The organism is Oerskovia sp. NPDC060338, assembly GCF_042726295.1.
Classification (GTDB): Bacteria; Actinomycetota; Actinomycetes; order Actinomycetales; family Cellulomonadaceae; genus Oerskovia; species Oerskovia merdavium.
On record NZ_JBHXCQ010000017.1, the window covers coordinates 74,423 to 87,357 of the forward strand.

The 12,935-nt window shown below is 73.9% G+C and carries 10 protein-coding genes; 3 read left to right on the plus strand and 7 right to left on the minus strand.

Annotated features, from left to right (window positions below; translation table 11 throughout):
• The first annotated feature begins 72 nt into the window (after positions 1-72).
• Both ACFWGN_RS19450 and ACFWGN_RS19455 read left to right on the plus strand, forming a co-directional pair.
• Positions 73-543 (plus strand): DIP1984 family protein, encoded by a 471-nt coding sequence (locus ACFWGN_RS19450; RefSeq protein ID WP_377619215.1) that lies wholly within the window; start codon positions 73-75, stop codon positions 541-543.
• A gap of 443 nt (positions 544-986) precedes the next feature.
• Positions 987-3,998: an FAD-binding and (Fe-S)-binding domain-containing protein gene (locus ACFWGN_RS19455; protein WP_377619216.1), complete on the plus strand. Its 3,012-nt coding sequence runs from the start codon at positions 987-989 to the stop codon at positions 3,996-3,998.
• Here the strand turns inward: ACFWGN_RS19455 and gadC are convergent.
• Positions 3,995-5,497, minus strand: a complete 1,503-nt coding sequence (gadC, locus tag ACFWGN_RS19460; protein ID WP_318244421.1) for a putative glutamine/gamma-aminobutyrate antiporter GadC — start codon at positions 5,495-5,497, stop codon at positions 3,995-3,997. The two genes, ACFWGN_RS19455 and gadC, sit on opposite strands and share 4 nt — an antisense overlap.
• Positions 5,498-5,685: 188 nt before the next feature.
• Between gadC and ACFWGN_RS19465 the strand changes: the two genes are divergently transcribed.
• Positions 5,686-6,423 (plus strand): nitroreductase family protein, encoded by a 738-nt coding sequence (locus ACFWGN_RS19465; protein WP_377619218.1) that lies wholly within the window; start codon positions 5,686-5,688, stop codon positions 6,421-6,423.
• Between the two features lie 43 nt (positions 6,424-6,466).
• Here the strand turns inward: ACFWGN_RS19465 and ACFWGN_RS19470 are convergent, their stop codons facing one another.
• From ACFWGN_RS19470 to ACFWGN_RS19495, 6 genes are all read right to left on the minus strand, one after another.
• Positions 6,467-7,039, minus strand: a complete 573-nt coding sequence (locus tag ACFWGN_RS19470) for a GNAT family N-acetyltransferase (protein WP_191802100.1) — start codon at positions 7,037-7,039, stop codon at positions 6,467-6,469.
• A gap of 64 nt (positions 7,040-7,103) precedes the next feature.
• Complete coding sequence (gene cofC, locus ACFWGN_RS19475; RefSeq protein ID WP_377619221.1) at positions 7,104-8,003, minus strand: 2-phospho-L-lactate guanylyltransferase; 900 nt, start codon at positions 8,001-8,003, stop codon at positions 7,104-7,106.
• A complete protein-coding gene (cofD, locus tag ACFWGN_RS19480) occupies positions 8,000-8,935 on the minus strand; it encodes a 2-phospho-L-lactate transferase (RefSeq protein WP_377619223.1) in 936 nt (311 codons plus the stop codon). Before cofD ends, cofC begins: the two co-directional genes overlap by 4 nt.
• A 65-nt stretch (positions 8,936-9,000) precedes the next feature.
• Positions 9,001-9,714 carry a maleylpyruvate isomerase N-terminal domain-containing protein gene (locus tag ACFWGN_RS19485; RefSeq protein ID WP_377619224.1) on the minus strand — a complete coding sequence of 238 codons (714 nt, stop codon included), beginning with the start codon at positions 9,712-9,714 and terminating at the stop codon, positions 9,001-9,003.
• A 200-nt stretch (positions 9,715-9,914) separates the two neighbouring features.
• Positions 9,915-11,132: a homoserine O-acetyltransferase gene (locus tag ACFWGN_RS19490; protein WP_377619226.1), complete on the minus strand. Its 1,218-nt coding sequence runs from the start codon at positions 11,130-11,132 to the stop codon at positions 9,915-9,917.
• 72 nt (positions 11,133-11,204) lie between these two features.
• Positions 11,205-12,569 carry a bifunctional o-acetylhomoserine/o-acetylserine sulfhydrylase gene (locus ACFWGN_RS19495; RefSeq protein WP_377619228.1) on the minus strand — a complete coding sequence of 455 codons (1,365 nt, stop codon included), beginning with the start codon at positions 12,567-12,569 and terminating at the stop codon, positions 11,205-11,207.
• Positions 12,570-12,935 lie beyond the last annotated feature (366 nt).

Below are 12,935 nucleotides of genomic sequence, written 5' to 3' on the forward strand. Positions count from 1 at the left end.
GCCTGGCCGGACCACCCGGGATAGGTTCGGACCTGCACCCCGTCCCGCCCGAGAACCAGGAGTCGATCCACCATGAAGCTCGCCGAGGCCCTCGCGCTGCGCACCGACCTCCAACGCAGGCTCGCCCAGGTGGCGAGCCGTGCGGTCGCCAACGCACGGCACCAGGAGGGCGACCTGCCCGCCGAGGACCCTGTGGCGCTGCTCGCCGAGCACGAGCGGCTCGCGGCCCGGCTCGAGTCGCTCATCGCCCGGATCAACGCGGCCAACCTCGCGACCGAGGTGGAGCCCGGCCTGACCATGACCGCGGCGCTCGCCCGCCGGGACGTGCTGCGCCTGCGGCACCGTCTGCGGACCGACCTCGCCGACGCGGCGTCGGCCTCGCAGGACCGGTTCACGCGCACCGAGCTGCGGTACGTGTCGGGCGTCGACGTGCCCGCGACCCGGGCACAGGCCGACGACCTGGCTCGGATGCTGCGCGAGCTCGACACGCGCATCCAGCATGTCAACTGGACGGCGGACGTCGAGGGCGACGTCGAGGAGTGAACCGCCTCGCACGGCCCTCCCGCAGTTCTCGGGGACGGGTGGTCGGAGCGCCCGATCCCTCGTCCCGCAGTACGGTGGCGACCGGAGCGGACGGAAGTCGGTAGCCACGAGCGGGAGCGAGCACGACCCGGCCCGGGCAGGGCAACTCCAGGAGCCGGTGGGCAGGCTTGGACAGGGTCTCCCTGGCACATCGCAGCCCAGCACGGCGCACACGTGCACCGCGCACCCGGCACAGCGCACCACCGAGTGCTGACCCGCACGTGGCGAGGGTGGGTCCGGGGCCTTCCGTCCGTTCCGTACGCTCGCCGCCGGGCATCCCCGCCACCCGGGACCCGCGCCGTCGTCGGACGCCCTGCCGGGGCGCATCTCGCGCCGGACCCGGATCCGGGACACTCCCCGGACGGGCGTCACCCCCTCCCGGGAGTGGTGGGAGAATCGCCGACGTGACTGCTGAACTCGACGCCGCAGGAGCCCCCGTCCCGCCAGAGCGCACCACGGAGGCAGACGCCCACGCCGTGAAGGAGGCCACCGCCGAGGAGTCTGCACGGTCCGCGGCCCTCAGCGAGGCCGAGCGCGCGGCGCACGCGGCCCGCGAGGCCGTCGCGACGGCGGTGCGGACCACGACGCGCGGCATCGTCGACACCTCGACGCGGCGCCGGGCCGAGTACTCGACCGACGCCTCGAACTACCGCGTCGTCCCCGAGATGGTGGTCTTCCCGATCTCGACCGACGACGTCGTCGCGACCCTCGACGTGACGCGCGAGCTGGGCGTCCCGCTCACGGCGCGCGGCGCGGGCACCTCGGTCGCGGGCAACTCGATCGGCCCGGGCGTCGTGATCGACTTCTCGCGGCACGTCAACCGCGTCCTGTCGGTCGACCCGGAGGCCCGCACGGCCCGTATCGAGCCGGGCGTGGTCATGTCGACGCTCCAGAAGGCCGCGGCCCCGCACGGCCTGCGGTTCGGGCCCGACCCCTCGACGCAGAACCGGGCGACGCTCGGCGGCATGATCGGCAACAACGCGTGCGGCCCGCACGCGGTCGCGTACGGGCGCACCGCGGACAACGTGGTCGAGCTCGACGTGGTCGACGGCACGGGCCGGCGCTTCACCGCGGGCAAGGGCGACCCGACGTTCGCCGCGGTCCCGGGCCTCGCGAAGATCGTCCAGGACAACCTGGCGCTCATCCGCACCGAGTTCGGGCGGTTCGGCCGTCAGGTCTCGGGCTACTCGGTCGAGCACCTGCTGCCGGAGAACGGCTCGGACCTCGCGAAGTTCCTCGTGGGCACCGAGGGCACGCTCGTGACGATCCTCGAGGCCACGGTCGCCCTGGTGCCGATGCCGAGCGCGCCCACGCTCGTCGTCCTCGCCTACGAGGACATGCCCACCGCGGCCGACGACGTCCCCGCGCTCCTCTCGCTGGGCCCGCTCGCGGTCGAGGGCCTCGACGCACGTCTCGTGGACGTGGTGCGCCGCGCCAAGGGCGCGGACTCGGTCCCCGAGCTGCCGCCGGGCGGCGGCTGGATGATGGTCGAGGTCGGGGGAGCGACCCCCGAGGAGGCGTACGCGAACGCCGAGGCGATCGTCGCGGCCTCCGCGTCGACGTCCACGCGCATCCTGCCAGCAGGCCCCGACGCCACGGCCATGTGGCAGATCCGGGCCGACGGCGCCGGGCTGGCCGGGCGCACCCCTGCGGGCGAGCAGGCGTGGCCGGGGTGGGAGGACTCCGCGGTCCCTCCGGAGAGGCTGGGCGCCTACCTGCGCGACCTCGACGAGCTCATGGCGCGCTACGGCGTGGACGGCCTGCCGTACGGGCACTTCGGCGACGGGTGCGTGCACCTGCGCATCGACATCCCGCTCGAGACCTCGGGCTCGGTGCTGCGCACCTTCATGACGGAGGCCGCGCAGCTCGTGGCCAAGTACGGCGGCTCGTTGTCCGGCGAGCACGGCGACGGCCGCGCCCGCTCGGAGCTGCTGCCCGTCATGTACTCGCCCGAGGCCATCTCGCTGTTCGAGCAGATCAAGGCGCTGCTCGACCCGCAGGACGTGCTCAACCCGGGCGTGATCGTGCGGCCCGCCGCGGTCGACGCGGACCTGCGCCGGCCCAGGGCGCTGCCCGTGCTGCCGACCAAGGGCGGCTTCTCGTTCAGCCACGACCACGGCGACATGACCCAGGCCGTCCACCGCTGCGTCGGTGTGGGCAAGTGCCGCGCGGACTCCTCGGCGTCGGGCGGGTTCATGTGCCCCTCGTACCAGGCGACCAAGGACGAGAAGGACGTCACGCGCGGCCGCGCCCGCGTGCTCCAGGACGCGATCAACGGCACGCTCGTGGGCGGGCTCACCTCTCCCGAGGTCCGCGACTCGCTCGACCTGTGCCTGTCATGCAAGGCGTGCTCGGCCGACTGCCCCGCAGGTGTCGACATGGCCCAGTACAAGGCCGAGGTCCTGCACCGGACCTACCAGGGCAAGCTGCGCCCCATGAACCACTACGCCCTGGGCTGGCTGCCGCGCTGGGCGCGCCTCGCGGGCATGATGCCGCGCGTCATCAACGCGGTGCTCGGCATCCGGCCGATCGCGAAGCTCGTGCTCAGCCTCGGCGGCATGGACTCGCGCCGCGAGGTGCCCCGCTTCGCCGAGGTCCCCTTCCGCACCTGGTGGAAGCGGGGAGGCGCGACGAACGGGGTGCCCGGGCTCGCCGTCGGGCAGACGCCGGGTCATCCCGCGGGCCACAGGAGGCCGCAGGTCGTGCTGTGGACCGACTCGTTCAGCGACGCCCTCGCGCCGTCCGTGCCACAGTCCGCGGTCGCCGTGCTCGACGCCGCGGGCTACGACGTGATCGTGCCCGACCAGCAGGCCTGCTGCGGCCTGACCTGGATCAGCACGGGCCAGCTCGACGGCGCCCGCAAGCGCCTCGAGAACCTGCTCCAGGTCCTGGGGCCGTTCGCGGTCAACGGGATCCCGATCGTCGGGCTCGAGCCGTCGTGCACCGCGGTGCTGCGCTCGGACCTGCTCGACCTCTTCCCCGACGACCCGCGCGCACAGGCTGTCGCGGGAGCGACGAACACGGTCGCCGAGCTGCTCACGCGCCCCGAGACGCGCCCCGCACCCGAGACCGGGTGGAAGGTCCCCGACCTGTCCGACGTCACGGCCGTCGTCCAGCCGCACTGCCACCAGCACTCCGTCATGGGCTTCCAGGCCGACGAGAAGCTGCTGCGCGGTGCCGGCGCCACGATCGACACGCTCGCCGGATGCTGCGGCCTCGCCGGGAACTTCGGCATGGAGAAGGGCCACTACGACGTGTCGGTCGCCGTCGCGGAGAACGCGCTCCTGCCCGCGCTGCGTGCCGCCGGGCCGGACGACATCTTCCTGGCCGACGGGTTCTCGTGCCGCACCCAGGCCGACCAGCTCGGAGGAGTGCAGGGCAAGGCGCTCGTCGAGCTGCTCGCCGAGCGCCTCTAGGGGCGCGGTGCCCGGACGTCCGGGAGGGGCTCGCCCGCCGTTGCTCCGACCTGCCACGTGAAGGGCGCGAAGTCGAGCGTCTCGTCGCGCCACGACGGCCTGCGGGCGCTGTACGCCCAGAACGGCAGCGCGACGAAGACCACGCTGAGGCCGACGAGCAGGCCCACGTACGTCGTCGGGCTGCCGACCTCGACCTGAGCGGGTGGCACGAAGCTCACGACGAGCGCGAGCGTGGCCGCGAGCAGCCCGCACCCGCCGATGACCCACACACCCACCATGCCGCCTGGCACGTGGTAGCGGCGCGGCCGGTCGGGCTGCGAGTACCGCAGCGCGATCACGGCCGCGAACATCAGGACGTACGCGACCAGGTACAGGATCACGGTGAGCTGACTCAGGAGCTGATAGGCCGCCTGGACCGACGGCAGGATCACGAACATCACGGACAGGGCCGTGACGATCGCGGCCTGCACGAGCAGGATGCGCGACGGCATGCCCGCGCGGTTGGTCCGGTGGAACCACCGGGGCAGGTAGCCCGCGCGCGCGACCGAGAGCAGCCCCGTCGCGGGGCCTGCGACCCAGGTCACGACGCCCGCGAGGACGCCCACGGCCAGCATCGCGGCCAGGACGGGTCCGGCCCAGCCGACGCCCGCCCAGCCGAGCAGCGTGTCGAACGCGGTCAGCAGGCTCTGCGTGAGGCTGATCTGCCCCTTCGGCACGACCACCGCGATCGCGAGCGTCCCCAGGACGAGCACGACCACGGCCCCGAGCGCGGCCACGAGGATCGCGATCGGGTAGTTGCGGATCGGGTTCCTGATCGACCGCACGTGGACCGCGTTCATCTCCATGCCCGCGTAGAACAGGAAGATGCCCGCGGCGAGCACGATGTTCGAGAACTTCGACAGGTCCGGCACGAACGCACCCCACGAGAGCTCGACCTGCGAGGTGTTGCCCGCCGCGAGGTAGGCGATCGCCAGGCCGATGAGGATCGTGGCGGGCACGAGCGTCCCCACGATCCCACCCCACTTCGCGACCTGCGAGAACGACCGCACGCCGCGCAGCGCGACGAGCGTCGCGAGCCAGAACACCCCGAGCACGACCGCGAGCACGAACAGCTTGTCGCCCGAGATCTGCTGGGCCGCCGCGGCGTCGCCCGTGTAGGCGAGCGTGACCGCGGCGAACGTGAGGATCGTCGGGAACCAGATGCAGCCCTCGATGAAGACCATGAGGATCGCGAGGAATCCCCACCGGCTCCCGAACGCCTCACCGACCCAGCGGAACATGCCGCCCTCCTCGGGCCAGCCGGTCGCGAGCTCGGCGGCCACGAGCCCCACGGGGGCCAGGAAGAACAGGGCGGCGAACAGGTAGTAGAACGTCGAGGCGAGCCCGTACTCGGCCTCGGCGGGCAGACCGCGCAGGCTCACGACCGCGACGATGTTCATGACGGCGAGGCCGGCGACCGTGATGGTCCCCGCGCCGGGTCTCGTGCGTTCTTGGCTCACGGGCTGGGCCTTCCTGCGACGGGCTGGTGCTGGGTCGGGGCCGACGGCGCGACTCACGCATCGTGGCACCGGTGGGGCGGTGGCGCGCGCGGAGGGCGCGTGGCGGGACCCCGCTGTGCCGGGCGTGGGTGAGCGCAGCGGGCGTCGGGCGTCCCGCGACGCGGGCGCGGGCTGGCAGCATGGTCGGCATGGAGTTCCAGGACGTCGTCCGTCGCCGCCGCATGGTCCGTCGCTTCACGGGGGAGCCGGTCGCGCCGCGCGCGGTCGAGCGCATGCTGCACAACGCGGTGCGCGCGCCCAACGCGGGCTTCACGCAGGGCTGGGCGTTCGTGGTCCTCGACCGGCCCGACGACGTCGCGCGCTTCTGGTCCGCGACCTCACCCGCGGCGGCGGCCGAGCCGGGCGGGGGTGGCGACGGTGCAGCGAGGTCCGCTGCGCGCGGGGCCGACGACGAGGTCCCTGCTCCCCCCGCGAAGGAGAGCCGGTGGCTCGCCGGGATGCGCACCGCCCCCGTGCTCGTGGTGGTCCTGACCTCGCGCGACGCCTACCTCGCGCGGTACGCCGAGGACGACAAGGCCCGTGCTGCGGCGCAGGCCGCGGGCGAGGACGAGTCGCCGTGGGACGTGCCGTACTGGCACGTCGACGCGGGCATGGCGTCGCTGCTCATGCTCCAGACGGCGGTCGACGAGGGGCTCGGGGCGTGCTTCTTCGGGGTGCCGCCCGGGCAGGTCGAGGCGTTGCGCGCCGAGCTCGGGGTGCCGCCCGAGCTCCTGGTCACCGGGGTGGTCGCGGTGGGGCACTCCGCGGAGCCCCTTCCTCGGGAGGGCGCGGTGGGAGCCGGGACCGGTGCTGCGCCGTCGGGCGGTTCGCCCTCGCGGCGCCCCCGGCGACCGCTCGAGGACGTGGTGCACCGCGGCGGGTGGTGAACCCGGGGCAACCCGCTGCCGCCCTGGCGCGGGACGCCCGGCGTCAGCGCAGGTCGAGCCGCATGAGCACGCGCGGGAAGCCGTTGAGCACCGAGCCGGTCGTCGCGGCCTGGGTGAAGCCCGCGTCCTCGAAGAGCTTCTTGGTGCCCGCGTACGCCATGGTCAGGTCGATCTTCCGGCCCTCGTTGTCGAGCGGGTACCCCTCGATCGCGGGCGCGCCGTGCTCGCGCGCGAACGCGACCGCGCCCTCGAGCAGCCGGTGCGAGATGCCCGCGCCGCGGTGCCCGGGGCGCACGCGCAGGCACCACACCGACCACACGTCGAGGTCGTCGACGTGCGGGATCTTGCGGTTGCGCGCGAAGGCCGTGTCGGCGCGCGGGTGGACCGCGGCCCAGCCCACGACCTCGTCCTCGTCGTAGGCGAGCACGCCCGGCGGCGGGTCCTGGCGGCAGAGCTCCTCGACGAGGGCCCCGCGCTCGGGGCCCACGAGCGCGACGTTCTCCTTCGAGCCGATGCGGTAGCTCAGGCACCAGCACACGTTGGCGTCGGGCCGCTTGGGCCCGACCATGGTCCGCACGTCGCCGAACACCGTCGCGGGCCGCACGTCGATCGCCATGCGGTCACGATGCCACCGGCATGCGGGACCGGCAATCGGCTGGTCGTCCTGAGGGGCCGGCGCCTCAGGCGCCCGAGCCCGCCCGGTCCATGGCCCGGTGCAGCTCCACGAGCTCGTCGCGCGCCCGCACGTCCGCGGGCAGCTCGGCCCAGTCGTCGAGCGTGTCGAGGTCCACCGCGGTCCCGGTCCGCTGCACGACGGCGGCGCGCACGCCCTGCCGGGCCGCCTCGGCCAGGTGGGCCTCGAGGCTCCCGGCGCCGAACCGGAACGTGAACGGCGCGTCGGCCGCGAGCACCAGGAGGTTGGTGCCCGAGCGCGCCCGGTCGGTCGCGACGACGACCGGCGCCTCCTCGGCGAGCAGGGCCTCGACGTCCTCGACCGTGAGGGCGGGGAGGTCCGCGTGAGCGACCAGGAGGCGGGCCGGCCGTGCGGCCCCCTCACCGGGCCCCGAGGTGTCGACCACGAGCTCTCGACCGACGTCGAGCGCGGCGTTCAGGCCGGGGCGGCTCGCGGGCTGCAGGACGATCTGGAGGCGGCCGGGACCGTCGCCCTCGGCGCCGGCCTCGTCGCCCTCCGCGGGCGTGCCGGTCACCGCCCCCGCACCGGGGTCGTCGTCCAGGGGTGGCGGCACGGGCGGCACGAGGCTCCCCAGCGCGCGCCATGCGAACCGCGGGTCCGACGTCACGACCAGCACCCGTCCCACGGCCTCGCTCGCGAGCAGCGTCCCGACGACGTGCCGCGCGAGCACCGCGATCAGGCGGCTGCGCTCCGCAGGATCGAGCACTGCGGCGAGCCGCGACTTGCCCGAGAACCCGTCGCGCAGCGGCACGACCGCGACGACGCGTCGCTCGGCCGGGACGGCGCTCGCCGCACGGGCGCTCCCTGGGCGTGGGTCGCCGTCGGGCAGGTCGCCCCGCGCGGGTGACGCGTCGGGCGTGGCCGGCGTGGCGCCGTCGGGCATCATGCCGATGCCGTGGCGAGGAGCTCGCGTGCCAGCCGTTCGCGTCCCTCCGCGCCACCCATGACCGTGTCCGTCACGAGCACCTCGAGCCCCAGGGCCTCGATCGCGGGCGCGAGGTCCCGGTCCGTCTCGTCGATGCACATGACGTCGACCAGTCCCACGTACAGGCGCGCGACGCCCAGGGCTGAGACGTCGTGCCCCAGGCTCGCGAGCACCGACGCCGCAGGCCCCTTGAGCGCGCGGCCACCGATGATCGGGCTCACCGCGACACGGCGCGCGGTCGACGAGGCGAGGGCCTCGCGGACCCCCGGCACGGCCAGGACGGGCGCGATCGACAGGAACGGGTTCGACGGAGCGACGACGAGCAGGTCCGCTCCCGAGACCGCGTCGAGCACGCCCGGGGCGGGAGCCGCCTGCTCGGCGCCCACGAACGTCAGCCCCAGGACCTCGTCCCGGTGCTGGCGGGCGACGAAGTACTCCTGGAAGCCGAGCGACCCGTCGGCCGTCTCGACCACGGTCGCGACCAGGTCGTCGGTCATGGGCAGCAGGCGCGAGCGCACCCCGAGCGAGGCCGTGATCTGGGCCGTGATCTGGGACAGCGTGGCCCCGGCGCGCAGGCGGGCCGTGCGCACCACGTGGGTCGCGAGGTCCTGGTCGCCCAGCGTGAACCACGTGTCCTCGCCCAGGCGCCGCATGGCGTCGAGCGTCGCGTAGGTCTCCCCGGCCAGGCCCCAACCCCGCACGTCGTCGGCGAGCCCTGCGAGCGTGTAGGTCACGGTGTCGAGGTCGGGGCTGATCGCGAGACCGTGGAGCTCGACGTCGTCGGCCGTGTTGACCACGACCGTGAGGTCGGCCCCCGCGAGCTCCATGCCGTGGGCGAGCTTCGCACCACCCACACCGCCTGCCAGGACCGTCACCCGCGCGTCGTTCACCACCGGACGAGCATAGTGGGGCGGTCCGGGACGGCCGGTCCCTGGCCGCTCCTCCGAGGGTGGCGAGCTCAGAGCAGCGGCAGCATGCGTCCCAGGTCCGGGACCGAGTCCGAGGTGTGGAGCGGCGCGAGCGCACGGGCCAGGTCGTCGGTGTCGTACGGGGTGCGGCCCGTCGCGAGACGCACCCACAGGCGCGGGTCGACGACCTCGAGGCTCCACCCGCCGCGCGTCACGACGATACGCAGCAGCTCGGCCGCGACCAGGTCCAGAGCGCCGCGGTCGACGGCCTTCTCCGCGACCCTCGGCAGGCTGCGCTCGAGGTCGTCGGCGTGCACGACGAGCTCGATGAGCCGGGAGACGACCATGTCGCGCAGCGTGATGGGGCCGCGGCGGGCCTGGATCACGGTCTCGGTCGGGGCGAGCTCGTCGAGGCGCGCGAACGCCCGGCGCGCGTAGCCCGAGACCGCGGTGAGGCGGTCGGCCGCGATCTCCTCGTCGAGCGCGCGGGTCACCTGGGCGATCTGCTCGGCGCGCTCGGGGTACGTGCCGAGGTACTCGGCGAGCGTCAGCGGGTTGGTGCCGGGCGCGACGGGCGTCGCCGCCACGAGCGCGTCCATGGCGCGGCCCAGGTGCGACACGAGCTCGCCCACGGTCCAGCCCGTCAGGACGCTGGGCTGGTCGACCGCGTCGTCCAGGGTGTCGTCGAGCGCTCCGAGCCACCTCTCCAGGCGGTCCCACTGGGTGTGGAGGGCGGCGGTGGCCTCGGTCAGGTCTGCGGTCATGGGGACATCGTGCCCGGTCGCCGGGTGGGACGTCACGCACGGTGCGAGGGGTGGGACGCGGGCGGGCTGGCAGCGGCCGCGACACGATCGGGGTGGCCGCTGCCGTCGAGCGTGCAGTTCGGGTCGTCCTCGACGGGCACGGACGACCCGAACTGCACGCTCGACGAACCGGACGCCGCCGCACACGGCGCGCGACGTCCTCAGACCTGCGCGCGCTCCGCGAGGAACTGCGTGACGATGGGCCCGAGCTGGTCGAACTCGATGAGGAAGCCGTCGTGCCCGAACTCCGAGTGCAGCAGCCGCAGAGGCTGCGCGCCGGGGACCTTCTGCGCGATGCGTGCCGAGTCCGCGGGGAGGAACAGACGGTCGGTGTCGACTGCCACGACGAGCGTGCGGGCCGTGATCTGGCCCAGTGCCTCGTCGACGCCGCCGCGGTCGCGGCCCAGGTCGTGCGTCAGCATGGACTCGGTGAGCACGACGTAGGAGTTCGCGTCGAAGCGGCGCGAGAGCTTGTCGCCGTGGTGGTCCAGGTAGGACTGGACGGCGTAGCGCCCGTCGGTGAACGGGTCCTCGCCGCCCTGGGGCAGCCGGCCGAAGCGCTCGTCGAGCTCGCGTGCGCTGCGGTAGGTGGCGTGCGCGATCTGCCGTGCGATGCCCAGGCCCACGTGGGGACCCTGGTCGTCGGGCACGTCGTAGTAGTCGCCGCCGCGGTACTGCGGGTCCGCACGGATGGCGCCGATCTGCGGGTGCGCCCAGGCGATCTGGTCTCCCGAGGTCTGCGCGGCCGACGCGATGACCGCGACCGACTCGACCGAGATGCCCGACTCGGGGCCGAGGATCGCCCACTCGAGCACGCGCAGCCCGCCCATGGACGCGCCGATCACGAGCGCCCACGACGAGATGCCGAGCGCTCGCGCGAGCTCGATCTCCACGGCGACCTGGTCGCGCGTCGTGATGCGCGGGAAGCGCCCGCCCCACGGCCGACCGTCGGGGGCCGCCGACGCGGGACCCGTGGTGCCTTGGCAACCACCCAGGACGTTGGGCGCGACCACGAAGTAGCGGTCGGTGTCGATCGGGGCGCCCGGACCGACCATGGCCTCCCACCAGCCGGCCGACAGGTGGCCCGGGCCGGCAGGGCCGACGACGTGCGAGTCGCCCGTCAGGGCGTGCAGGACGAGCACCGCGTTCGACCCGTCGGGCGCGAGCGTGCCCCAGGTCTCGTACGCGACGCGGACGTCCGGAAGTCGTCCCCCGGCCTCGAGGTCGAACGTGCCGACGTCCGCGAAGAGGCGGGCCCCGGCGTCGTCCCCCTCGCGCCACGCGGCCGTGGCCGGCACGGGCGCCTTGGCCCTCGCACGCGAGTCCGACCCGCGCCGCGCGGGCGGGCGGGAGGACGCGGAAGGGGGCGGGGGAGTCATTGCCGACCACTGTACGGCCGGGGCGCCGGGGGCGCCCCGGCCGTCCAGAATCGTCATCGTGGGACCCGGTGCCTACTCCGCCGCGACCGAGGCAGCGGTCGCGGCGTCGGCTCCCTGCGCGGACTTGGCGGCGATGAAGCCCGCCTCGAGGTCCGCGAGGATGTCGTCGACGTGCTCGATCCCGACGGACAGGCGGACGAGGCCGGGCGTGACGCCCGCCGTGACCTGCTCCTCGGGGCTGAGCTGGGCGTGCGTCGTGGACGCCGGGTGGATGACGAGCGAACGGACGTCGCCGATGTTGGCGACGTTCGAGTGGAGCGCGAGCGCCGAGACGAACGCCTGGCCGGCCTCGGCCCCGCCGTCGAGCTCGAACGTGACGATCGCGCCCGCACCGCGCGGCGTGTACTTCTGCGCGTTGGCGTACCAGGGGCTCGACGGGAGTCCTGCGTAGCCCACGGACAGGACGTCGTCGCGCGACTCGAGCCAGGCCGCGACGGTCTTCGCGTTCTCGACGTGACGCTCGACGCGCAGCGACAGGGTCTCGATGCCCTGGGCGATGAGGAACGCGTTGAACGGCGAGATGGCCGACCCCAGGTCGCGCAGGAGCTGCACGCGCGCCTTGAGGATGTACGCGAGGTTCGCGCCGAGGATGCCGTCCACGCCCAGGTCACGCGCGTACACGATCCCGTTGTAGCTGGGGTCCGGCGTGTTGAAGCTCGCGAACCGCTCGGGGTCCTTCGAGAAGTCGAAGTTGCCGGAGTCGACGATCACGCCGCCGATCGCCGAGCCGTGCCCGCCGAGGTACTTGGTCGCGGAGTGGATGACGATGTCCGCGCCGAACTCGATGGGGCGCAGCAGGTAGGGCGTCGCGACCGTGTTGTCGACGATGAGCGGGACCCCGACCTCGTGCGCGGCGTCGGCCACGGCCTCGATGTCGAGGATGTCGGCCTGCGGGTTGGGGATGGTCTCGGCGAAGAACGCCTTGGTGTTCGGGCGGGCCGCGTCGCGCCAGGCCTGCGGGTCGTGGGGGTCGGTGACCCACGTGGTCTCGATGCCGAGCTTGGCGAGCGAGTACTGGAGCAGGTTGTAGGTGCCCCCGTACAGCGACGGGCTGGCCACGACGTGGTCGCCCGCCTCGGCGACGTTGAGGAGCGCGAACGTGGTCGCGGCCTGGCCCGACGCGAGGAGGAGCGCGCCCACGCCGCCCTCGAGGTTGGCGATGCGGTTCTCGACGACCTCGGCGGTCGGGTTGCCGATGCGCGTGTAGATGGGTCCGAGGTCCTTGAGGGCGAACCGGTCGGCCGCGACGCCTGCGTCGGGGAAGACGAACGACGTGGTCTGGTAGATGGGCAGCGCGCGGGCCCCGGTGGTGGGGTCGGGCGTCTGGCCGGCGTGGATCTGGCGGGTCTCGAAGGACCAGCGGGGCTCGGTGCTCATGATGACTCCTGGAAGGGGGAGGGGAGCCGCAGAGGGGGCCGTTCCTGGCCGGGGTCCGCGGCGGGGCAGGGGGTGGACTGGTGCGCACGCGGGGGTGCGGGCCTTCCGGACGAGGCTGGCCGGCTCCTGCCGACGTCGTGGTCGGCGGGTGCAGCTCGTCCCGGAGGGGGTCCGCAGGCAGGCGAACGTGCGCTGGGGGTCAGCTACACATTCGGCGGCAGGTCATGCTGTCGAGGGTAGGTCGGTATCTCATCCGGCGAAACCCGCGTCTTGCGATGTGAGATTCTCGCGAGACGGTCGATCGCCCCGGTGCGGGCCGGGGCCGGCTCGCGCGCGGTCGCGCGACCGGGGAGACTGGACGTCCGC

Bases quoted from the DNA above. Each gene is read 5' to 3' on its own strand.
- ACFWGN_RS19450 (WP_377619215.1), top strand. From the start codon at position 73: ATGAAGCTCGCCGAGGCCCTCGCGCTGCGCACCGACCTCCAACGCAGG.
- ACFWGN_RS19485 (WP_377619224.1), bottom strand. From the start codon at position 9,714: ATGACCGCAGACCTGACCGAGGCCACCGCCGCCCTCCACACCCAGTGG.
- ACFWGN_RS19470 (WP_191802100.1), bottom strand. From the start codon at position 7,039: ATGGCGATCGACGTGCGGCCCGCGACGGTGTTCGGCGACGTGCGGACC.
- ACFWGN_RS19490 (WP_377619226.1), bottom strand. From the start codon at position 11,132: ATGACTCCCCCGCCCCCTTCCGCGTCCTCCCGCCCGCCCGCGCGGCGC.
- ACFWGN_RS19465 (WP_377619218.1), top strand. From the start codon at position 5,686: ATGGAGTTCCAGGACGTCGTCCGTCGCCGCCGCATGGTCCGTCGCTTC.
- cofC (WP_377619221.1), bottom strand. From the start codon at position 8,003: ATGATGCCCGACGGCGCCACGCCGGCCACGCCCGACGCGTCACCCGCG.
- ACFWGN_RS19495 (WP_377619228.1), bottom strand. From the start codon at position 12,569: ATGAGCACCGAGCCCCGCTGGTCCTTCGAGACCCGCCAGATCCACGCC.